The sequence below is a fragment of the Xanthomonas sp. NCPPB 4037 genome (genome assembly GCF_041475695.2).
GTDB classification, from domain to species: Bacteria; Pseudomonadota; Gammaproteobacteria; order Xanthomonadales; family Xanthomonadaceae; genus Xanthomonas; species Xanthomonas campestris.
On sequence record NZ_CM191261.1, the window covers coordinates 3,149,579 to 3,170,739 of the forward strand.

Annotated in this window: 18 protein-coding genes and 1 tRNA gene; 3 read left to right on the forward strand and 16 right to left on the reverse strand. The window is 63.8% G+C overall.

What is annotated here, in order from left to right; all coding sequences use genetic code 11:
* Positions 1-202: 202 nt before the first annotated feature.
* On the reverse strand, positions 203-1,345 hold the full coding sequence (locus ACCQ01_RS14095; RefSeq protein WP_228431804.1) for a 5-(carboxyamino)imidazole ribonucleotide synthase: 1,143 nt from the start codon (positions 1,343-1,345) through the stop codon (positions 203-205).
* Positions 1,342-1,845: a 5-(carboxyamino)imidazole ribonucleotide mutase gene (gene purE, locus ACCQ01_RS14100; protein WP_228431803.1), complete on the reverse strand. Its 504-nt coding sequence runs from the start codon at positions 1,843-1,845 to the stop codon at positions 1,342-1,344. The genes ACCQ01_RS14095 and purE overlap by 4 nt, the downstream gene beginning before the upstream one ends.
* A gap of 58 nt (positions 1,846-1,903) precedes the next feature.
* Here purE and ACCQ01_RS14105 point away from each other — a divergent pair, with 58 nt between their 5' ends.
* The 3 genes from ACCQ01_RS14105 to ACCQ01_RS14115 all read left to right on the forward strand — a co-directional run bounded on the left by ACCQ01_RS14105 (position 1,904) and on the right by ACCQ01_RS14115 (position 4,178).
* Entirely contained in the window at positions 1,904-2,173 is a 270-nt protein-coding gene (locus tag ACCQ01_RS14105) for a Trm112 family protein (protein ID WP_228431802.1), read from the forward strand.
* 8 nt (positions 2,174-2,181) lie between these two features.
* Positions 2,182-3,054, forward strand: a complete 873-nt coding sequence (gene nadC / locus ACCQ01_RS14110; protein ID WP_228431801.1) for a carboxylating nicotinate-nucleotide diphosphorylase — start codon at positions 2,182-2,184, stop codon at positions 3,052-3,054.
* A gap of 62 nt (positions 3,055-3,116) precedes the next feature.
* Complete coding sequence (locus tag ACCQ01_RS14115) at positions 3,117-4,178, forward strand: DUF2272 domain-containing protein (RefSeq protein ID WP_228431800.1); 1,062 nt, start codon at positions 3,117-3,119, stop codon at positions 4,176-4,178.
* A 713-nt stretch (positions 4,179-4,891) separates the two neighbouring features.
* Here the strand turns inward: ACCQ01_RS14115 and pnp are convergent.
* From pnp to nuoI, 14 genes are all read right to left on the reverse strand, one after another.
* Positions 4,892-7,006, reverse strand: a complete 2,115-nt coding sequence (pnp, locus tag ACCQ01_RS14120; RefSeq protein WP_228431799.1) for a polyribonucleotide nucleotidyltransferase — start codon at positions 7,004-7,006, stop codon at positions 4,892-4,894.
* Between the two features lie 173 nt (positions 7,007-7,179).
* Positions 7,180-7,440 carry a 30S ribosomal protein S15 gene (gene rpsO / locus ACCQ01_RS14125; protein ID WP_011037641.1) on the reverse strand — a complete coding sequence of 87 codons (261 nt, stop codon included), beginning with the start codon at positions 7,438-7,440 and terminating at the stop codon, positions 7,180-7,182.
* Between the two features lie 157 nt (positions 7,441-7,597).
* Complete coding sequence (gene truB / locus ACCQ01_RS14130; RefSeq protein WP_228431798.1) at positions 7,598-8,524, reverse strand: tRNA pseudouridine(55) synthase TruB; 927 nt, start codon at positions 8,522-8,524, stop codon at positions 7,598-7,600.
* Between the two features lie 78 nt (positions 8,525-8,602).
* Positions 8,603-8,995: a 30S ribosome-binding factor RbfA gene (gene rbfA / locus ACCQ01_RS14135; RefSeq protein WP_042598608.1), complete on the reverse strand. Its 393-nt coding sequence runs from the start codon at positions 8,993-8,995 to the stop codon at positions 8,603-8,605.
* 114 nt (positions 8,996-9,109) lie between these two features.
* On the reverse strand, positions 9,110-11,818 hold the full coding sequence (gene infB / locus ACCQ01_RS14140; protein ID WP_014508207.1) for a translation initiation factor IF-2: 2,709 nt from the start codon (positions 11,816-11,818) through the stop codon (positions 9,110-9,112).
* A gap of 95 nt (positions 11,819-11,913) precedes the next feature.
* On the reverse strand, positions 11,914-13,425 hold the full coding sequence (gene nusA / locus ACCQ01_RS14145) for a transcription termination factor NusA (RefSeq protein WP_011037645.1): 1,512 nt from the start codon (positions 13,423-13,425) through the stop codon (positions 11,914-11,916).
* A 4-nt stretch (positions 13,426-13,429) separates the two neighbouring features.
* Positions 13,430-14,020 (reverse strand): ribosome maturation factor RimP, encoded by a 591-nt coding sequence (rimP, locus tag ACCQ01_RS14150; protein WP_115000905.1) that lies wholly within the window; start codon positions 14,018-14,020, stop codon positions 13,430-13,432.
* A gap of 198 nt (positions 14,021-14,218) precedes the next feature.
* Positions 14,219-14,295, reverse strand: a tRNA-Met gene (locus ACCQ01_RS14155).
* Positions 14,296-14,496: 201 nt separating this feature from the next.
* Positions 14,497-15,957, reverse strand: coding sequence for an NADH-quinone oxidoreductase subunit NuoN (gene nuoN / locus ACCQ01_RS14160; RefSeq protein WP_228431797.1), 1,461 nt, complete (start codon positions 15,955-15,957; stop codon positions 14,497-14,499).
* 36 nt (positions 15,958-15,993) lie between these two features.
* Positions 15,994-17,496, reverse strand: a complete 1,503-nt coding sequence (locus ACCQ01_RS14165; RefSeq protein ID WP_011037648.1) for an NADH-quinone oxidoreductase subunit M — start codon at positions 17,494-17,496, stop codon at positions 15,994-15,996.
* 20 nt (positions 17,497-17,516) lie between these two features.
* Positions 17,517-19,694 (reverse strand): NADH-quinone oxidoreductase subunit L, encoded by a 2,178-nt coding sequence (nuoL, locus tag ACCQ01_RS14170; protein WP_228431796.1) that lies wholly within the window; start codon positions 19,692-19,694, stop codon positions 17,517-17,519.
* A gap of 7 nt (positions 19,695-19,701) precedes the next feature.
* Positions 19,702-20,007 (reverse strand): NADH-quinone oxidoreductase subunit NuoK, encoded by a 306-nt coding sequence (gene nuoK, locus ACCQ01_RS14175; protein WP_005914274.1) that lies wholly within the window; start codon positions 20,005-20,007, stop codon positions 19,702-19,704.
* The gene (locus tag ACCQ01_RS14180) at positions 20,004-20,666 is read right to left on the reverse strand and encodes an NADH-quinone oxidoreductase subunit J (RefSeq protein ID WP_016944316.1); all 663 of its coding nucleotides are present in this window, start codon (positions 20,664-20,666) and stop codon (positions 20,004-20,006) included. The genes nuoK and ACCQ01_RS14180 overlap by 4 nt, the downstream gene beginning before the upstream one ends.
* Before the next feature lie 4 nt (positions 20,667-20,670).
* The gene (nuoI, locus tag ACCQ01_RS14185) at positions 20,671-21,159 is read right to left on the reverse strand and encodes an NADH-quinone oxidoreductase subunit NuoI (protein ID WP_014508211.1); all 489 of its coding nucleotides are present in this window, start codon (positions 21,157-21,159) and stop codon (positions 20,671-20,673) included.
* Between the last annotated feature and the right edge of the window lie 2 nt (positions 21,160-21,161).

The following is a 21,161-nucleotide window of genomic DNA, read 5'->3' on the forward strand; positions in this document are numbered from 1 at the left end:
CGGAGTGGCGTGTCTTGCGCCGCGTGCTGCTCGCTCAACCAGCCCTGGGGCACCAACGCGCCAGGCGATGCCACCGCGTTAGCTCTGGTTTGATGCACAGCGCGCCCTTGAAGTTGCATTCACGCTTCAAGGACGCAGCACGCAGTTGAAACACCCACTCAGCACTTAGCGGCGCTGCCCCGCTTGCAGCGCCACGCGCACGCTAAGGCGCTAGCCGCGCCACAACCGGCGCCATCTGCGCATCACGCTGCAGGGCTTGACCAACGTCCCCCAGCAGTTGCGCCAGTAGCGCCGGCGTATCCGCACGCACCGTGGCATGCCCCACCTTGCGCCCGTCACGCGCCTGCTTGCCGTAATCGTGCCAATGCCCAGCAGGCACTGCCAGGAAGGCCGCTGCATCGGGCATGGCGCCCAGCCAGTTCAGCATGCAGGCATGGCCACGCATGGCAGTGCTGCCGAGCGGCAAGCCCAGCACGGCACGCACGTGGTTTTCGAACTGCGAAGTTTCTGCGCCTTCGATCGTCCAGTGCCCGGAGTTGTGCACGCGCGGCGCCATTTCGTTTGCCAGTAGCGTGCCGTCGCGCACGAACAACTCCAATGCAAACACGCCGACATAGTCCAGGCGTTCGGCAAGCGCACGCGCATGCGCTTCAGCCACCTCTTGCAACCCGGCGTCTACGCTGGCAGGCGCCAGGCTGGCCGAGAGCACGCCATCCACATGCCAGTTTTCGGTCAATGGCCAGGCACAAAACTCGCCATCGCGGCCACGCACAGCGACCACGCTGACTTCGCGCTCGAACGGCACGAAGGCTTCCACGATCAGGCCAACCGTGGCCGCCTGCGCACCCAAGGCATCCCACGCAGCATCGGCGTCGGCAAACGTCTTGATCCGGAACTGCCCCTTGCCGTCGTAGCCGAAGCGTCGCGTCTTGAGCACGCACGGCGCCCCGATGCGCGCCAATGCGGCATCCAGGCCGGCACGGTCATCGATGGCGGCAAATTCGGGTACCGGAATACCCAATTCGCGGAATAAGGTTTTTTCGCTGAGCCGGTCTTGCGCGATGGCCAGTGCGGCCGGGTTGGGGAACACCGGCACCTGCGTCGCCAACTGCTGCGCGCTGGCGGCCGGTACGTTCTCGAAATCGAAGGTGAGCACGTCCACCTGCGCGGCGAAGCCAGCCAGTGCGGCTGCGTCGTCGAATGCGCCCACCTGCAACGGCGCCACCTGCCCTGCGCAGGCGTCGGCTGCCGGATCGAACACGGCAAACCGCAGCCCCAGCGGCGCACCGGCCAACACCAGCATGCGCGCCAATTGGCCGCCGCCCAGGATGCCGACCGTGGTCATTGGCGGGGGTCGTCGCTGGCCATCACATCGTCGGTCTGCTTGGCGCGGAACTGCGCCAATGCCTCACCGATCTGCGGCTGCTCCGATGCCAGCATCGCCGCTGCAAACAGGGCCGCATTGGCAGCGCCCGCAGTGCCGATCGCGAAGGTCGCCACCGGAATACCAGACGGCATCTGCACGATCGACAGCAGTGAATCCATGCCGTTGAGCGCCTTGGACTGCACCGGCACGCCCAGCACCGGCACTGCGGTCTTGGCCGCCAGCATGCCGGGCAGATGCGCTGCACCGCCGGCGCCGGCAATGATCGCGCGCAGGCCGCGCTCGCCTGCCTGTTCGGCGTAGGTGAACAACACATCCGGTGTGCGGTGTGCCGAGACCACCTTGACCTCGTACGGCACGCCCAGTGCATCGAGCTTCTGAGCTGCGTGTTGCATGGTGTCCCAGTCCGAACGGGAACCCATCACGATGCCGACCAGCGGCGCGGAGTGGTTGGAGGTCATGGCCCTGCCCTGCGGTAAAGACGTATTCTAGCCATCTTCCACGCAAGACAAGACTTCGATGGATCGCAAACTGCTCGACCTGCTGTGCTCCCCCGACACCCGCCAGCCGCTCTCGCTGCTCGATGGCAAGGGCCTGGAAGCACTCAACCGCGCCATCGCCGCCGGCACCTTGCAACGCGTCGACGGCGCCGTGCAGGACCAACCGCTGCGCGAGGCCCTGATCACCCGCGACCGCAAGCAGATCTTCCGCGTCGACGATGGCATCCCGGTGCTGCTGGCCGAAGAAGCCATCAACCCCGGCCAGATCGCCGACTTCCCCGAGAAGTGAGTTCGGCCATGACCACCACCGCACCTGTCGCGCCAGCCGATGCGCTGGTGCAGGCAGACGTGGCGCGCGCACTGGCCGAAGACATCGGCAGCGGCGATGTCACGGCCGCACTGCTGCCCGACGCGCCGGACACGGCCTATCTGCTGTGCAAGCAGGACGCGGTGATCGCCGGGCGGCCTTGGTTCGACGCCACGCACCGCGCGCTGGATCCGCAGGTGCAGATCGCATGGCGTATCCAGGAAGGCGACCGCGTCGGCGCCGGCACCGTGCTGGCCACCCTGCACGGCCGCAGCCGCAGCCTGGTCAGCGCCGAACGCACCTCGCTCAACTTCCTGCAGACACTTTCTGCCACGGCCACCACCACCGCGGCCTACGTCGCAGCGGTGGCCGGCACCGGCGCACGAATCCTGGACACCCGCAAGACCCTGCCCGGCCTGCGCGCCGCACAGAAATACGCTGTGCGCTGCGGCGGCGGCGACAACCACCGCATCGGCCTGTTCGACACCGTGATGCTGAAAGAAAATCACATCCGCGCGGCGGGCTCGCTGAGCGCCGCCGTGCACGCCGCACGTGCGCAGCAACCACAGTTGCCGCTGGTGGTTGAGGTGGAAACGCTGGAGCAGCTGCACGAGGCACTGCTTGTTGGGTGCACACGCATCCTCATCGATGATTTCGACCCGGCAATGCGGCGCGCCGCCGTGCAGATCGTGGCCGCCTTGCCGCCAGCACAACGCATCCCGCTGGAAGTCTCCGGCAGTGTGGATCTGGCCGGCATTCGCGCCATTGCGCAGGACGGCGTGGATTGCATTTCCATTGGCGGCCTGACCAAGCATGTGCAGGCGGTGGATCTGTCGCTCAAACTGGGGCCAGCGCCTTACTGATTTCACGCCTGTCCGCAGGCAGCTCTGTCAGCCTGCGCGCAGTGTTCTCTGCGGAATCGGTAATGACTGCAAAACCTTGGCCATGGATCTGCCTGCTGCTGGCAGGCTGGGGCGGCACGGCCGCCGCAGCGGAAGTGTGTGATATCCCTCCGCGCTTCGGCACCAGCCCGGCCGCCATCGCCATCGTGCGCAGCGCCTGCAACGAGCACCGGCTGTGGCAGCGCCCTTTTATCGACAGCAAAGGCAAGCTCGCCAGCCTGGGCGTGACCGAGGCAGAGTCCGCCTCACTCGCCGACGACGGCATGATCGCCTGGCAACGTGTCGCCGGTTACTGGCGCGATAGCGGCACGCTCGCCTCGATGGGGGGCAGCGCGGGCGCGTCCAGCTGTGCCGCCCTCGACGGAAGCCGCTACACCGCCAGTGATTGCCGCGCGTTCCTGGTCGACAACCCATGGTCGGCCGCCTTCATTTCGTGGGTGATGACGCAGGCCGGCGTCAGTGGCTTCCGCCGCTCCGCGCGTCACCTGGACTACATCCGTAGCGCCTATCACGACGGGGCTACCGGCCCATACCAGTTCACCGACCCGGCCGTGGAAAAACCCGCACCTGGCGACATGCTATGCCTGCTGCGCGGGCGCGATGTTTCGCTCGGCTATGCCGGCTTGCGGGCCGCACTGGGCGGCAGCGCGCCGATGCCATGGAAGTCGCATTGCGACGTGGTGGTGGCGGCCAATGTCGGGGGCGATCGCACGCTCTACCTGATCGGCGGCAACGTCTTCAACACCGTGATGATGCGCAAGATGCCGCTGGATCGCGCCGGCCGCGTGGTACTGCCCACGCCGCAGACCGACGCCAGCCAGGGCGAGAGCGAAAACGAGGACAGCCTGGGCGCGGCGCGCGAGTGCACACCGGCACACGAGGAGTTGTGCGACTTCAACCGCCGCGACTGGGCCGCGCTGTTGAAGCTGCGCCCCGACGCAGCAGTGACCGCACCGCCGCCGACCGAACCATTACCCGCGCCTACTGCGCCACCGGCAACCCAGCCAATGCCGCCAGGCTTCCCGCGCGTGGTGCCGCCGCGTCCGGAAGGGCAGCCTGCTTCTGCACAGCCGCAGACGGAGTGAGGTAAGGCGGAAGAATCTGCGTTGTGCTGTGCTTCCTGACATAGACAGGCTTTCTGACATAGACAGGGGGCACTTCGGCTTGTCGCGTTAGCGATACAGATCCGGCTATGGATCCGATTCGGCATCGAACTAAAAAGTTGAGCCGCCTCTCCCCCCTCCCTCAAGCGCGCGGGTACGAGCAAAGCCTCGTACGCGAAGCGCTGCCCTTCGAGTGTCAGCTGTGCTGCACTGACCTCCCAGCAGCTGGCTGTCACTTTCTTTAGGCGCGGCGCCCTGCCCCTTGATTACTTTGCGCCCTCATGTGCGCGCGGAGCACGTTCTCCCAACGAGAGTCAGAAGCAGCTTTTTCGCGGATGGAACCGCCGGTTCGCTGATCGAACTGATGCGAGGCGCAATCCTCTGCCACCAGTGGTGGTTGAGGTTGAAGGGATGAGCGCAGCGATCCTGCTGCCTTCCACGCGCCGCAATCCGTCCAGTGGGCACGTCTCCCGGCGGGAGAAGCCACGGCATTGGTCAGACGGTTTCGGAGAAACGATTCCGTCCATTCGAACAGATCCAACCAAAGCGATATGCGCTGGGCTTTGCCGCGTGCGCACATGTACGCACTCCCTTATGCATGCACAACAACCCCTCAAACAAACGCTGTGCACCGTACTTCGCCCAACAAAAAAGCGGGCCGAAGCCCGCTTTTTCTAGCGCACATGCAGCGGCGATTACTCAGCCGATGCAGGCACGCCCTCGCCTTCTTCCACTGCCTTGATCGACAGACGGATGCGGCCCTGCTTGTCCACTTCGAGCACCTTGACGCGGACCAGATCGCCTTCCTTCAACTTGTCGCCGACCTTCTCCACGCGCTCGCTGGAAATCTGCGACACGTGTACCAGGCCGTCCTTGCCCGGCAGGATGGTCACGAACGCACCGAAGTCCATGATCTTGGCGACCTTGCCTTCGTAGATGCGGCCCGGCTCCACGTCCGAGGTGATCTGCTCGATGCGCGACTTCGCAGCTTGCGCGGCGATGGCGTTGACCGAGGCGATGATGATCGTGCCGTCGTCCTGGATATCGATCTGCGTACCGGTTTCCTTGGTGATTGCCTGGATGGTCGAGCCACCCTTGCCGATCACTTCGCGGATCTTGTCCGGGTGGATCTTGATGGTCAGCAGGCGCGGCGCGTAGTCGCTCAGCTCCTGACGCGGGGTGGTCAGCGCCTTGGACATCTCGCCCAGGATGTGCAGACGGCCAGCCTTGGCCTGCTGCAGTGCCTGCTTCATGATCTCTTCGGTGATGCCTTCGATCTTGATGTCCATCTGCAGCGCGGACACGCCTTCAGCAGTACCGGCCACCTTGAAGTCCATGTCGCCCAGGTGATCTTCGTCACCCAGGATGTCGGACAGCACCACGAAGCGGTCGTCTTCCTTCACCAGGCCCATGGCGATACCCGCCACCGGTGCCTTGACCGGCACGCCGGCGTCCATCAGTGCGAGCGAGGAGCCGCACACCGAAGCCATCGACGAGGAACCGTTGGACTCGGTGATTTCCGAGACAACGCGGATGGTGTACGGGAATTCTTCCAGGCTCGGCATCACGGCCAACACGCCGCGCTTGGCCAGACGGCCATGGCCGATCTCGCGACGCTTCGGCGCGCCAAAACGGCCGCACTCGCCCACCGAATACGGAGGGAAGTTGTAATGGAACAGGAAGTTTTCCTTGTACTCGCCAGCGACCGCGTCGATCACCTGGCCATCGCGGGCGGTGCCCAGCGTGGTGACCACGATCGCCTGGGTCTCGCCGCGGGTGAACAGCGCCGAGCCATGGGTCCGCGGCAGCACGCCGGCCTGCACCGAGATCGGGCGCACGGTGTCCAGTGCACGGCCGTCGATACGCACCTTGGTCTCCAGCACCGAGTCACGCATGGTGTGGTATTCCAGTTCGCCGAATTCCTTCGACAGCTCGGCCGAGCTCCAGCCTTCGGAAGCCACGCGGCCTGCCAGCGACTCGAGCACGTCCTTCTTGATCGCCGAAATGGCGTCGCGACGCTGCAGCTTGTCGCGCACCTGGAAGGCGCCCGCCAGCTGGGTACCAACCGCTTCCTTCAACGCGCTGATCAGCGCGGTGTTCTTGGCCGGGGCCACCCAGGTGCTGGGCTTGGTGCCGGCTTCGACGGTCAGTTCGTTGATGATATTGATGACCTTCTGCATCTCGCGATGACCGAAGGTGACCGCGCCCAGCATCACTTCTTCCGACAGCAGCGCCGCTTCCGACTCCACCATCAACACGGCGTTCGCCGTACCGGCCACAACCAGCTCAAGCTGCGAATCCTTCAGCTCGGCGATGGTCGGGTTGAGGATGTATTCGCCGTTCTTGTAGCCCACCTTGGCGGCGCCGATTGGGCCGTTGAAGGGGGTACCGGCCAACGACAGCGCAGCCGACGCGCCGATCAGCGCGGCGATATCGCCGTCGATGTCCGGGTTCATCGACATCACCGTGGCGATGATCTGCACTTCGTTCTTGTAGTCCTCCGGGAACAGCGGACGGATCGGACGATCGATCAGGCGCGAGATCAACGTTTCCTTCTCGGTCGCACGTCCTTCGCGCTTGAAGAAGCCGCCCGGGATGCGGCCGCCGGCATAGAACTTCTCCTGATAGTCAACCGTCAGGGGGAAGAAGTCCTGCCCTTCGCGCGCGGTCTTGGCGGCGACGGCGGTGACCAGCAGTACGGTGTCGTCCATCTTGACGATGACGGCACCGCTCGCCTGGCGAGCGACTTCGCCCGTCTCCAGGGTGACGGTGTGCTTGCCGTACTGGAAGGTTTTGGTGATTTTTGCCACGGAGGTTTTTTCCTTAGGTGTAACTGTCTTCGTTGGACCGTCGTCGACCCATGCCGAGAACGGGCGGCCGGGAGGCTCCGGCCCATGACGCATGTGACGCTTTACGGATTACAAATTGCGAATGACCAAAACGAAACCGCGGCGCATCGCTGCGCCGCGGCGGTAGGACTCGATTAGCGGCGCAGGCCGAGCTTCTCGATCAGCGACTTGTAGCGCTCGCCGTCCTTCTTCTTCAGGTAGTCGAGCAGGCTGCGGCGACGGTTGACCATCTGCAGCAGACCGCGACGGCTGTGGTGATCCTTCTTGTGGGTCTTGAAGTGACCGGTCAACAGCTCGATGCGTGCGGTCAGCAGAGCGACCTGCACTTCCGGCGAACCGGTGTCCTGGGCGCTGCGCTTGTTGTCTTCAATAACTTTCTGGGTGTCGACGGACATGATGTGTTCTCGATAGATGCGTGGTCGACAGGAACGTGCATGACGCACCGTCGGACTCGCCGTTTGCTAGGAATGTGCGCGCTTGGCGCTGAGGGTGCCCCGATCGGGGCCGCAAAATTGTAACGTCGCGCGGCCCCGGGAACAAGTTGACTAAACCTTAACAAGCTGCAGCGGCGTTCAGACCGTTGAATAGGCGCTGCGGCGACAGGCGACCGTCGGCGTCGACAAGGCCCAGCCCGGCTGGGCTGCCGTCCGCATCGAACACCGCAACCTGCCCTTCCGGGAATGCCGGATCGCGCAACCGCTGCCCCATGCGAAAGCGCGCCACCAAGGTGGCGTCGAGCGTGATCTGCGCAAAATCGCTTAGCCCAGCGGCCACCGGCAGCAGCAACTGCGCCGCATCGGCGCCGGACTCGACCAGCGCGGTGAGCGCTTCCAGGGTGATCATCTCTGGCGTGCGGAACGGCTCCACCCACACGCGGCGCAGCGCGGCGATGTGCGCGCCACAGCCCAGCACCTCGCCAAGGTCGCGTGCCAGGCTACGGATATAGGTGCCGGAGCCGCAGGTCACGCGCAGCCGCAGCCGCGGCGACGCATAGCTGGTCAACGTGATCGCATGCACCTCGACCTCGCGCACCGGCGCCTCGATGACCTCGCCACGGCGCGCCTTGGCGTACAGCGGCTCGCCGCCCTGCTTGAGCGCCGAATAGATCGGCGCCTGTTGCTGGATGCGGCCGATGAACGGCGCCAGCCCCATCTGCAACGCAGCCTCGCTGAGCGCAGGCACCGGGCGCTCACGCAGCGGCTGCCCATCGGCATCGTCGGTATCGGTGGTGACGCCCAGCACGATCTCGGCGTCGTAGGCCTTGGCCGAGCCCAGCAACAGGCCGGCAATCTTGGTGGCCTCGCCAAAGCACAACGGCAGCAGGCCGGTGGCCAGCGGATCCAGGCTGCCGGTGTGGCCGCCCTTCTCGGCACGCAGCAGCCGGCGGGCGGCCTGCAGTGCATTGTTCGAACTGAGTCCGGCCGGCTTGTCGAGCAGCAAAATGCCGTGCAGCGGACGGAAGGTGATGCGGGGTCTCACGGGATCAACGCTCGCTCGGGCGCGATGCGGCCCGCATGGTCAAGGCCGCGCGGAGCGGCGGCCGTGTGCTGCCGGCGCTCAGCGCGGCTCGGCATCCTGCGCATCGGACGCGGCCTCGGGGCCGATATCGTCCAGGTCGCGCAACAGGTTATCGATGCGCTCGCCGCGGTCCACCGAATCGTCGTAGTGGAAGTGCAACTCGGGCACGTGACGCAACTTCATCGCGCGTGCCAGCTGCGTGCGCAACTGCCCGGCGATTTCCTTGAGCCCCTTCACCGCCTCGGCGGAACGCTCCTGCTGCAGCGCGGTGACGAACACCTTGGCGTGCGCCAGATCGCGGCTGATTTCGACATCGGACACGCTGACCGACGGCAGGCCATGATCGCGCACTGCGGCGTGCACGATGGTGCCGAGGTCGCGGCGTACCTGCGCCGAAACGCGGTCGGTACGGTGGAATGATTTGGTTGGCATGGTCATGGACCTGGTTGATGCATCGGGCCGAACGGCACCGGAGCCAAAAAAGACGTGGGCGGCCAGGCCGCCCGCGTCATGCAGCGTCGGGGCCGCGTGGCCCTGGCGATGGTGTTACAGCGTACGCGCCACTTCGATGCGCTCGAAGCACTCGATCTGGTCGCCCGCCTTGACGTCGTTGTAGGCCTTCACGCCGATACCGCACTCGGTACCGTTGCGCACTTCGTCGACGTTTTCCTTGAAGCGACGCAGCGATTCCAGCTCGCCCTCGAACACCACGACGCTGTCACGGAGCACGCGGATCGGCTTGCTGCGCTTCACCACACCTTCGATGATCATGCAGCCTGCAACCGCACCGAACTTCGAACTGCGGAACACGTCGCGGACCTGCGCGATACCGATGATCTCTTCGCGGATTTCCACGCCGAGCAGACCGGACGCCACCTGCTTCACCTGGTCGATCACGTCATAGATGATCGAGAAGTACCGCAGATCGATACCGTTGGACTCGACGATCTTGCGTGCCGATGCATCCGCACGCACGTTGAAGCCGATGATCGTGGCCTTGGAGGCCGCTGCCGAATTCGCATCGGACTCGGTGATGCCACCCACGCCGGAGTGGATCACGTTGATGCGGATGTCGTCATTGGACAACGCCACCAGCGACTGCTTGAGCGCTTCCACCGAACCCTGCACGTCGGCCTTGATCACCAGGTTCAACACCTGCTGGCCTTCGCCCTTGCCCATCTGGGCCAGGATGTCTTCCATGCGGTTGGTGGCCGAGGCGACCAGGCGCGATTCGCGGCGCTTGGTTTCGCGCTGCTGCGCCACGTCCTTGGCCAGACGCTCGTCGTCGACGACCACGAAGTCGTCGCCGGCTTCCGGCACGCCGGACAAGCCGAGCACCTGCACCGGAATCGACGGGCCCGCCGAGGCCGGCTGGTGGCCGGTTTCGTCGAACAGCGCACGCACGCGGCCGTATTGAATGCCGCACACCAGGTAGTCGCCACGCTTCAGCGCACCCTGCTGCACCAGCACCGTCGCGACCGGGCCGCGGCCCTTGTCCAGCGACGATTCGATCACGGTACCGCTGGCGCGGCCATCGGCTACTGCCTTGAGTTCCAGCACTTCTGCCTGCAGCGAAATCGCATCCAGCAGCGTGTCCACACCGGTACCGACCTTGGCCGACACTTCGATGAATTGGGTATCGCCACCGAAGTCTTCGGCCACCACGTTTTCAGCCAGCAACTCGTTCTTGACCCGCAGCGGATCCGCGCCGGCCTTGTCGATCTTGTTGACTGCCACGATCAACGGAACGCCTGCCGCCTTGGCATGCGCCACCGCTTCCTTGGTCTGCGGCATCACGCCGTCATCGGCTGCAACGACCAGCACCACGATGTCGGTGATCTTGGCGCCACGCGCACGCATCGAGGTAAACGCGGCATGGCCGGGCGTATCCAGGAAGCTGATGACGCCACGGCCGGTTTCGACGTGGTACGCACCGATGTGCTGGGTGATGCCGCCGGCTTCGCCAGAGGCGATCTTGGTCCGACGGATGTAATCCAGCAGCGAGGTCTTGCCGTGATCGACGTGACCCATGATGGTGACCACCGGCGGACGCGAGGTGGTTTCACCCTGCGCGTCTTCGGCATGCGCCAGCAGCGCATCTTCGAAGTCGGCATTGTCCGCACGTACGGCCTTGTGGCCGAGTTCTTCGGTCACCAGCGCCGCGGTGTCATGATCGATGCTCTGGGTGATGGTCGCCATGACGCCCATCTTGAACAGCGCCTTGACCACGTCGCCGCCCTTGAGCGCGAGCTTCTGCGCCAGATCGGCCACGGTGATGGTCTCGCCGATCGCCACTTCACGCACCACCGGTGCGGTCGGACGCTCGAACCCGTGCGGGCCACTGTTGCTCTGATTGCTACCGCGGCCACCATCGTTGCGACGCGACGACGACGAACCCGGACGGCCGGTCGGCTTGCCACGCACGTTGGAACGGCGCGCACGATCGGCCGCAGACAGATGCAGCTGACCGGCAAAGCGCTTGGTCGCATCGTCGTCTTCGACGCCAGCCACCATGACGTGCGAACCGCGCGTCTTGTGCTTGGCGGCATTGTTGCGATCGTCCGGACGTGCCGGCGTCGCCGGACGCGAGGCAGGCGAGGCGCCAGCCGGACGGGCCGGACGCGGTGCCGACGACGGCGAAGACGGTGCACGCGCGGCAGGCGCCGACGAGGGCGTCGGTGCAGCAGCAACCGGGGCCGGCGCACTGGCAGCCGCAGCGGCTTCCTCGGCAGCCTTGCGCTCGGCTTCTACGCGGTCTTTTGCGGCCTGCTCTTCGTCGCGCTTGCGCTGAATTGCTTCATCGCGGGCACGATCGCTCTCTGCCAGACGCTGCTGCTCGTCCAGGTTGCGCTGACGCGAGGCGGCGAGCTTGGCCAGGATATCGGCGCGCTCTTCGTCCGGCGTCATCGGCGCGGCGCGGCCGCTGCCTTCGTTCTCGGACTTCACGTACGTACGCTTCTGCCGCACTTCCACGTTGACCGTGGTCTTGGTGCGGCCGGCGTTGACCGTGACTTCCTGCAGCTTGCGCCGATTGAGCGTGATCTTCTTGGCTGCTTCACTCGCCGCTTCGGCGGGCGTGTCGGCCTTGCCATGCGTGCGACGCAGGAAGCCAAGCAGTTTCATCTTCTCGGTGCTGGTCACGACCTGGTCGGGACCGCTGAACTTCATTCCGGCCTCGGCCAGTTGAACCAGCAGTTTATCGACCGGCGTATTGACCAGTTCGGCAAGCTTGCGGATGGTGGTTTGCTGCGACATTCGGATCCTATGATCTGGTTGGCGCCCCCTCGCCCAGAGCAAGGGAAACGCTGATTCTAAGCCCTGATGGGGTCAGGGCGCGGTTCATTGCCGGCTCATTCGCCGCGCTCCAAACGGGCGATCTCCTCGGCGCGGGCCGCCAGGATCAGCGCCGCGGCGCGCTCCTGGGTCATGCCCTCGATGCCGAAGTCGACGATCTCGTCCGCCGCCAGGTCGGACAAGTCCTCGCTGGTGCGCACGCCGTGCTCGGCCAGAGCAAAGGCCGTTTCCTCGTCCATCCCCTCCAACGCCAGCAGGTCCTCGGTGGGCTGAGTCCCTTCCAGTCCTTCTTCCTCGGCCAGCGCGGCATTGAGCAGCGCGTCGCGGGCACGGGCGCGCAGTTCTTCGACGATGTCTTCGTCGAAACCCTCCACCGCCAGCAGCTCGCCAACCGGCACGTAGGCGATTTCTTCGACCGTGTTGAAGCCTTCGGACACCAGGATCGCGGAGATTTCTTCGTCCACTTCCAGGCGATCCATGAACAGCTGGCGCGCCGATGCCTGTTCAGCCTCGGACTTGGCGGCCACCTGGTCGGCGGTCATCACGTTGAGCTGCCAACCGGTCAGGCGGCTGGCCAGACGCACGTTCTGGCCGCCCTTGCCGATCGCCTGTGCCAGGCGGTCTTCCGCCACGGCCAGGTCCATCGAATGCTTGTCTTCATCGACGATGATAGACTGCACTTCGGCAGGCGCCATCGCGTTGATCACGAAGTTGGCCGGGTTCTCGTTCCACAACACGATATCCACGCGCTCGCCATTGAGCTCGTTGGATACCGCCTGCACGCGCGAACCACGCATGCCGATGCACGCGCCAATCGGGTCGGTGCGGGTGTCGTGCGCAATCACCGCGATCTTGGCGCGGTCACCCGGGTCACGTGCGCAAGCCTTGATCTCGACCAGGCCCTGGCCCACTTCCGGCACTTCCAGCTTGAACAGCTCGATCATGAATTCCGGTGCGGCGCGGCTGATGAACAGTTGCGGGCCACGCGGCTCGGAGCGCACTTCGGCCAGATAACCGCGCACACGGTCGCCCGGGCGCAGCACATCGCGCGGAATGCCCTTGTCCTTCGGAATGAAGGCTTCGGCATTACCGCCCAGGTCCACAAAGATGTTGCCGCGCTCGGCACGCTTGACCACGCCGGTGATCAACTCACCCACGCGATCCTTCCACGCATCGACCACCTGCTGCCGCTCGGCTTCGCGCACACGCTGCACGATGACCTGCTTGGCGGCCTGCGCGGCGATACGGCCGAAGTCCGGGTTTTCGATCTGCTCTTCGACGTAGTCACCCACATCGACGCCGTCGGCTTCCTCGATGGCATCCATCAGGCGCACCTGGCGGTCGGGCGACTCCATTACCACGTCGTCGGCCACCACTTCCCAACGGCGGAAGGTTTCGTAATTGCCATCCTTGTGATCGATGGTCACGCGCGTCAGCACGTCCTGGTCGGGATAGCGCTTCTTCGCCGCGGAAGCCAAAGCGGCCTCGATCGCGTCGAAGATCACCTCACGCGGCACGCCTTTTTCGTTGGCGACCGCATCCACTACCAGCAAAAGTTCCTTGCTCATTTAGTCACTCCGCGCGCGGCTTGCCAGCCGCCGGCTCGTTGGATGGTTTCTTCTTGTCGTGCCCGGGTTTTTTCGGGCCGGGCTTATTGGGTTTCTGCGGTGCCAGGCCCAGTGCGACCCAGTCCGGCAGGATGCGCGCCTTGTCGATATTGTCGAAGCCGATCTGCACGTCCTTGCCCTCGACCGAGAACACGACTGCAGCAGCCTCGGCGTCGATGCGGACGATCTGGCCCTGAAAGCGGCGCCGACCATCCTGCGCCAGCTTCAACACGATCTTGGCGGACTCGCCGACATGGCGGGCGAACTGATCCAGCGTGAACAAGGGACGATCCACACCTGGCGAGGAGACTTCCAGTGTGTAGTTGCCGCTGATCGGATCTTCGACGTCCAACTGGGCAGACACTTCGCGGCTCACGCGCTCGCAGTCATCGACGTTGATGATGCGGTCGGGCTGCTCGGCGAGCGGCACATCGATATACAGGCGCAACGTTGCGCCACCCGGGGCCGGAAGATATTCGACACCCAGCAGTTCCAGACCCAAGGACTCAACCGTTGGACCCAGCAGATTGGCGATTTCGGTCGCTTTTTCGCTCACAGACTGCCCTGATCAGATGATTGCCAGTAGAACCCCCGGCAACCGGCAGCAAACTTTCCGGTTCCGGAAAAAACAAGGGGCCCGATGGGCCCCTTGCGTGAAAAAAGCCCGACCTCTCAGGGTCGGCGTAAGGACGGGAACATGCGTCCTTACGATCCAAGAAGCTGATGGGTTGCCCGAGGGCAACACATCAAAACTTGGTAGCGGGGGCAGGATTTGAACCTGCGACCTTCGGGTTATGAGCCCGACGAGCTGCCAGACTGCTCCACCCCGCAGCAGAAGCGGAATTATGAAGAACTTGGGAGAAAATTGCAAGCCCTAGTTTTTCATCTGTTGAAGACCTTGGAGGCTCTCAACGTCGCGGCACATGATAACCGCGATGACACAAAAACGAAACAGCGATCACGACTTTATTTCAGTGCCCTGCCAGTTTAGTCAGGACACGTGCCCGCACACAGCGGGCACTAGCTATGCGATCAGGCCAGGCCCGCAAACGCGCGCTGGCACCACACCATGATCGGGTTCCAGGCCAGGCCCAGTGCGAGCAACGCGAGCGCGTTGACACCCAGCACCGTCCCCAGCACGCGATCCTTGTTGGCCGGCAGCGGCTCGCCAACCGGTTCGTCGAAGTACATGACCTTGATGACGCGCAGGTAGTAATACGCACCGATCACCGCGCACAGCACGCCGACCATCGCGAGCCACAACATGTCGCCCTTCACCGCCGCGCCGAGCACGGCCAGCTTGGTCCAGAAACCGAGGAACGGCGGAATGCCGGCAAGCGACGCCATGATGCAGAGCACCAGGCCAGCCATCCACGGGTTGCGTGCGTTCAAGCCCTTGAAGTCGTCGATGTGCTCAGCTTCGAAGCCGCTGCGCGACAGCGCAATGATCGCGCCGAACGACGCCGTGGACATGATGGTGTAGCTCATCGCGTAGAACATCGCCGCGGCATAGCCCTCTTCGCCACCACCGGCCACGCCCATCAGCAGAAAGCCGATGTGCGAGACAGTTGAGTACGCCAGCATGCGCTTGAGGTTGCTCTGCGCGATGGCCATCAGGTTACCGATCACCAGCGATAGTGCAGACAGGCCACCGATCAGCAGATGCCACTGCGGCGACAGCGGGCCCATGCCCATTTCGAGCAGGCGATACGCCATGCCGAACGCGGCCAGCTTGGGCGCGGAGCTGATGAACAGCGCGATCGGCGCGGGCGCACCCTGATAGACGTCGGGCAGCCACATGTGGAACGGCGCGGCACCCAGTTTGAAGGCCACACCGGCGATCATGAAGATCGTACCGGTCAGCAACAGCGTGCGCTCGCCCGAGCCTTCGATCGCATCGTGGATGCCGGCCAGGCTCAGCGTCCCCGTGGCGCCATACACCAGCGACATTCCGTACAGCAGCAGACCCGAGGCCAGCGAACCCAGCACGAAGTACTTCATCGCCGCTTCGGTCGCCAGGCCGTTATCCCGGTTGGACGCTACCAGCGCATACGAGCACAGCGCCAGCAACTCCAGGCCCAGGTAGACCATCAGCAGGCTGCCGGCGGACGTGAGCAACATCATGCCGGCAGTCGCAAACAGCACCAGCACCGGAATCTCGCCCTGGTACAGATTGCGCTCGCGCAGATAGCTCCAGCCGTAAACCAGGCTCAGGCCACTGACCAGCACGATCACCGTCTTCATGACATCGGCGGCGGTGTCGCGCACAAACATGCCGTGGAAAGCTTCGCCCTGCCCGCCCAGGCCGGTTGCCAGCATCACCAGCACCACGGCCAGGACTGCGACAGAGAACAGGTGGGTCCAGACCTTGTGCCGCTGGCTCACGAACAGATCGATCATCAACAGTGCGAAGGCACCGCCGATCAGCACCAGCTCCGGTGCGAGCGGAGCCAGGTCAGCGGTGGTCAACGGCGCGAGCGTTGGCGTGGTCATCATCAAATCCTGAAAATCAATACGGACGGCAAGCGGTTAGAGCTTGGTCGTTGCAATCTGGGTCGCCAGCTTGGCGATCGACGGTTCCATCAGGTCGGTCAGCGGCTTCGGATACAGGCCGAGCGCCAGCACACCGGCAGCAAACACGCCCAACACGAAGGCCTCGCGACCGTTGATGTCCTTCAGCTCCGCCACATGCGCATTGGCCACTTCGCCGAAGAACACGCGCTTGTAAAGCCACAGCGTGTAGGCCGCGGTGATCACCAGCGTGGTTGCCGCAGCAAAAGCCACCAACGGATGCTTCTGGAAGCTGGCCAGGATGACCATGAATTCGCCAACGAAACCGCTCGTGCCCGGTAGGCCAGCGTTCGCCATGAAGAACAACATGGCAAAGGTGGCAAACCACGGCATGACATTCACCACGCCGCCGTAATCGGCAATGCGGCGCGTATGCATGCGGTCATACAACACGCCGATGCAGGAGAACATCGCGCCGGACACGAAGCCGTGCGAAATCATTTGCACCATCGCACCCTGCAGGCCAAGACGGGCCGCATCGGTGCTGCCGTACTCGCGCACCAGGGTGAACGCGATGAAGGTACCGAGGGTGACGAAGCCCATGTGCGCGATGGACGAATACGCCACCAGCTTCTTCATGTCGTCCTGCACCAGCGCCACCAGACCGACGTAAATCACCGCGATCAGCGACAGCGCGATCACCAGCCAGGCCCATTGGTTGCTGGCGTCAGGCAGGATCGGCAGGTTGAAGCGCAGGAAGCCGTAGCCGCCGATCTTCAGCGCGATCGCCGCCAGGATCACCGAGCCGGCGGTCGGCGCCTCAACGTGCGCATCCGGCAGCCAGGTGTGCACCGGGAACATCGGCACCTTGACCGCGAAAGCGATCATGAACGCAAAGAAGATCCAGGTCTGTTCCTTGGCGGTCAGCTGCAGCGCGTACAGGTCGGCCAGCTGGAAGCTGCCACCCTTCAGGTACAGGTAGATCAGGCCCACCAGCATCAGCACCGAGCCGAGGAAGGTGTACAGGAAGAACTTCATGGCCGCGTAGATGCGACGCGGGCCACCCCAGACACCGATGATCAAGAACATCGGGATCAGCATGGCTTCGAAGAACACGTAGAACAGCATCGCGTCGGTGGCCGCAAAGATGCCGACCGTGACGCCTTCCAGGATCAGGAAGGCCGCGACGTACTGGTTGACGCGCTTGTCGATCGAGCGCCAGGCGCCGATCAACGCAAGCACGGTCACCAGCGTGGTCAACACGATCAACGCGACCGCAATGCCGTCCACGCCCAGGTTGTAGCCGATGTTATAGGCCGGGATCCAGGCATGTTGCTCGATGAACTGCATGGCATCGTTCGCCGTGTCATAACCGAGCAGCGGCAGACTCAGCACGAAGGTCGCCACAGCCACCGCAAGAGACGCCCAGCGGGCGGTCTCGGCGTTGCGCAATGCGAGGATCAGGGCGCCACCGATAATCGGCAGCCAGATCAGGAGAGACAGTAAAGGCCAGTTCGACACGTTTTCTTATTCCGTACAGGTCAACGCCAGAAATGCATCAGTACCGCCAACAAGGCGATCAAGCCGATGATCATTGCGAAGGCGTAGTGATAGAGGAAACCGGATTGCGTGCGACGCAGCAGATGTGCAGCCAGGTCGATCAGTCGGGCAGAACCATTGACCGCCACGCCATCCACCACGTGGGTGTCGATTGCGCGGGAAGCCTTTCCAAGGACAACGCCACCACCGGCGAAGCCATTGATCCACAGCTTGTCAAAGCCGTACTTGTTTTCCAGCAGCCACACGATCGGCGCAAACGCCTTGCGTGACTTGGTGGCCAGCTCTGGCTTCCAGAGATAGAACAGCGCGGCCAGCAGCAGGCCGGCGACCGTCAGGAAGAACGGTGCCGCCATCATGCCGTGCAGCGCGAACGCCACCGGACCATGGAACTCTTCGGCCAGTGCGCCGACGGTATCGCGTGCCGGGTCGTAGAAGTCGACGATGCCGGTGAAGAACGACACGGCCTGCCCCTTCATCGCATGCGCCGCGTGGTGGCCTTGCCAGTCGGTACCGAACAGCATCGGGCCAATGGTGAAGAAGCCGATCGCCACCGAAGGAATCGCCAGCAAGATGAGCGGCAGCGTGACCACCCACTTGGACTCATGCGGCTCGTGGGCACCATGGTGGCCATGACCATGATCGTCGTGCCCATGCGCATCGTGCGCATCGTGTGCATCATGACCGTGGCTGTCGTGCGCATGCACCTGCGCCTCGGCATCGGTATGGGCGCTGTCGTGATGGGCGTGCACGTCATGTGCATGCGCATCGCGGAAGCGTTCCTTGCCGTGGAAGGTCAGGAACAGCAGGCGGAAGCTGTAGAAGCTGGTGACGAGCACGCCGCCGAGCACTGCCCAGTAGCCGTAGGTGGCGATCCAGCTGTGCGACTCATGCGCGTGGTGCGCGGCCGCCTCGATGATGGTGTCCTTCGAGTAGAAACCCGAGAAGAACGGAGTACCGACCAGCGCCAGCGTACCGATCACGCTGGTCCAGTAGGTCACCTTCATGTACTTGCGCAGCCCGCCCATCTTGCGCATGTCCTGCTCGTGGTGCATGCCGATGATCACCGAGCCGGCCGCAAGGAACAGCAGCGCCTTGAAGAAGGCATGCGTCATCAGGTGGAACACGGCGGCCGAATAGGCAGAGACGCCCAGCGCGACGGTCATGTAGCCCAGCTGCGACAGCGTGGAATACGCCACCACGCGTTTGATGTCGTTCTGCACGATACCGATCAGGCCGGTGAAGAAGGCCGTGGTCGCACCGATGAACAGGATGAAGTTCAGCGCGGTTTCGGACAGCTCGAACAGCGGCGACATGCGCGCCACCATGAAGATGCCCGCGGTCACCATCGTCGCGGCGTGGATCAATGCCGAAATCGGGGTCGGGCCTTCCATCGAGTCCGGCAGCCACACATGCAGCGGCACCTGCGCCGACTTGCCCATCGCACCAATGAACAGACAGATGCAGATCAGCGTCATCACGCTCCACTCGTGGCCGGCGAACAGCTGCACCTTGGCACCAGCCATGGTGGTCGCGTTGGCAAACACGGTGGAGTAGTCGAGCGAGCCGAACCACAGCAGCACCCCGGCAATGCCCAGGATGAAACCGAAGTCGCCCACGCGGTTGACCAGGAACGCCTTCATGTTGGCGAACACTGCGGTCGGGCGCTTGAACCAGAAGCCGATCAACAGGTAGGACACCAGGCCCACCGCTTCCCAGCCGAAGAACAGCTGCAGGAAGTTGTTGCTCATCACCAGCGTCAGCATGGAGAAGGTGAACAACGAGATGTAGCTGAAGAAGCGCTGGTAACCCGGGTCTTCTTCCATGTAGCCGATGGTGTAGATGTGCACCAGCAGTGACACGAAGGTCACCACCACCATCATCATCGCGGTCAGGCGGTCGACCATGAAGCCGACATGCGCCGAGTAGTTACCGACGTCGAAGAAGGTGTACAGATTCTGGTTGAACGGGCTGGCGCCCTGCTCCACCAATTGGTACAGCGTCAGGCAGGACAACACGCAGCTGACCGCCACACCGAGGATGGTGACGTACTGCGCGCCCTTGCGCCCTACCTGGCGACCGAAGAGGCCGGCGATGATGCTGCCGACCAGCGGTGCAAGCACCACTGCGATCAGCAGACTCTTGGAGAGAGTGATTTCCATCTACAGGTCAGCCCTTCAACGTATCGACTTCGGCCACATTGATCGTGCGGCGCGTACGGAACAGTGTCACCAGGATCGCAAGGCCGATGGCGGCCTCCGCGGCGGCAACGGTCAGGATGAAGAACACGAACAACTGACCTGCGGTATCGCCGAGCTCGCGCGAGAAAGCGATGAAGTTGACGTTGACCGACAACAGCATCAGCTCGATCGACATCAACAGCACGATGACGTTCTTGCGATTGAGGAAGATGCCGGCCAACGAGATGCAGAACAGCACCGCGCCCAAGCCCAGCAGGTGGCCCAAGGTAATCAAGACTTCGCCTCCTGTCCGTCGGTCGCATCCAGGGTCGGCGCAACCTGTACCGGCTTTTCAACCGCCATTTTGACCATGCGCAGACGGTCGGTGGACCGCACCCGCGACTGCTCGCTTGCGTTCTGCATCTTGATGCCGGTGCGCTTGCGCAAGGTCAGCATCACCGCCGCCACCACGGCAACAGTCAGGATCACCGCGGCGAACTCGAACGGCAGCAGGAACTCGGTGTACAGGCTCTTTGCCAGCCAGGTCAGGTTGGACGTATCGGCCGCTTGCGCGGCAGCGTTGTCGACCGGGAACGGAGTGGCCAGGCGTCCCTTGACCCCGATCAGCGTGACCATCTGGGCCAGCATGGCGACCGCCACGATGACGCCGACCGGCATGTACTTGACCCAGCCTTCGCGCAAGCGGCTAGTGTCGATGTCCAGCATCATCACCACGAACAGGAACAGCACCATCACCGCGCCGACGTAGACCAGCACCAGGGTTACGCCCAGGAACTCGGCGCCCACCAGCAGCCAGATGCAGGCCATCGAGAAGAAGGTGAGGATCAGGCACAACACGGCGTACACCGGGTTGCGCACGCTGATCACCGCACCGGCGGAGACGACCGCGACGGCGGAGAAGGCGTAGAAAGCAATAGTGACCCAGTCCATCATGACCTCAACGGAAGGCGGCATCGGCAGCGCGACGCTCGGCGATCTCGGCTTCAAGCCGGTCTCCGATCGCCAGCAGCTGCGGCTTGTTGACAATATTCTCGCCACGCTTCTCGAAGTGGTACTCGAGGATGTGCGTTTCGACGATCGAGTCCACCGGGCAGCTTTCTTCGCAGAAGCCGCAGAAGATGCACTTGAACAGGTCGATGTCGTAGCGCGTGGTGCGACGGGTGCCGTCCTCGCGCTTGGCCGAGTCGATGGTGATCGCTAGTGCCGGGCAAACCGCTTCGCACAGCTTGCAGGCAATGCAGCGCTCTTCGCCGTTGGGGTAGCGACGCAGCGCGTGCAAACCACGGAAGCGCGGCGACTGCGGGAACTTCTCCATCGGATACAGCACGGTGTACTTGGGCTTGAACGTGTATTTCAACGTCAGCCACAGCCCTCCGAGCAGTTCGAGCAGCAGCAGGCTCTTGAAGTAATGGGTGATCTTGTTCATCA

Coding starts and splice junctions, on each gene's coding strand:
- ACCQ01_RS14095 (WP_228431804.1), bottom strand. CDS start 1,345: ATGACCACGGTCGGCATCCTGGGCGGCGGCCAATTGGCGCGCATGCTG.
- purE (WP_228431803.1), bottom strand. CDS start 1,845: ATGACCTCCAACCACTCCGCGCCGCTGGTCGGCATCGTGATGGGTTCC.
- ACCQ01_RS14105 (WP_228431802.1), top strand. CDS start 1,904: ATGGATCGCAAACTGCTCGACCTGCTGTGCTCCCCCGACACCCGCCAG.
- nadC (WP_228431801.1), top strand. CDS start 2,182: ATGACCACCACCGCACCTGTCGCGCCAGCCGATGCGCTGGTGCAGGCA.
- ACCQ01_RS14115 (WP_228431800.1), top strand. CDS start 3,117: ATGACTGCAAAACCTTGGCCATGGATCTGCCTGCTGCTGGCAGGCTGG.
- rpsO (WP_011037641.1), bottom strand. CDS start 7,440: ATGTCCGTCGACACCCAGAAAGTTATTGAAGACAACAAGCGCAGCGCC.
- rbfA (WP_042598608.1), bottom strand. CDS start 8,995: ATGCCAACCAAATCATTCCACCGTACCGACCGCGTTTCGGCGCAGGTA.
- infB (WP_014508207.1), bottom strand. CDS start 11,818: ATGTCGCAGCAAACCACCATCCGCAAGCTTGCCGAACTGGTCAATACG.
- nusA (WP_011037645.1), bottom strand. CDS start 13,425: ATGAGCAAGGAACTTTTGCTGGTAGTGGATGCGGTCGCCAACGAAAAA.
- nuoN (WP_228431797.1), bottom strand. CDS start 15,957: ATGACCACGCCAACGCTCGCGCCGTTGACCACCGCTGACCTGGCTCCG.
- nuoL (WP_228431796.1), bottom strand. CDS start 19,694: ATGGAAATCACTCTCTCCAAGAGTCTGCTGATCGCAGTGGTGCTTGCA.
- ACCQ01_RS14180 (WP_016944316.1), bottom strand. CDS start 20,666: ATGATGGACTGGGTCACTATTGCTTTCTACGCCTTCTCCGCCGTCGCG.
- nuoI (WP_014508211.1), bottom strand. CDS start 21,159: ATGAACAAGATCACCCATTACTTCAAGAGCCTGCTGCTGCTCGAACTG.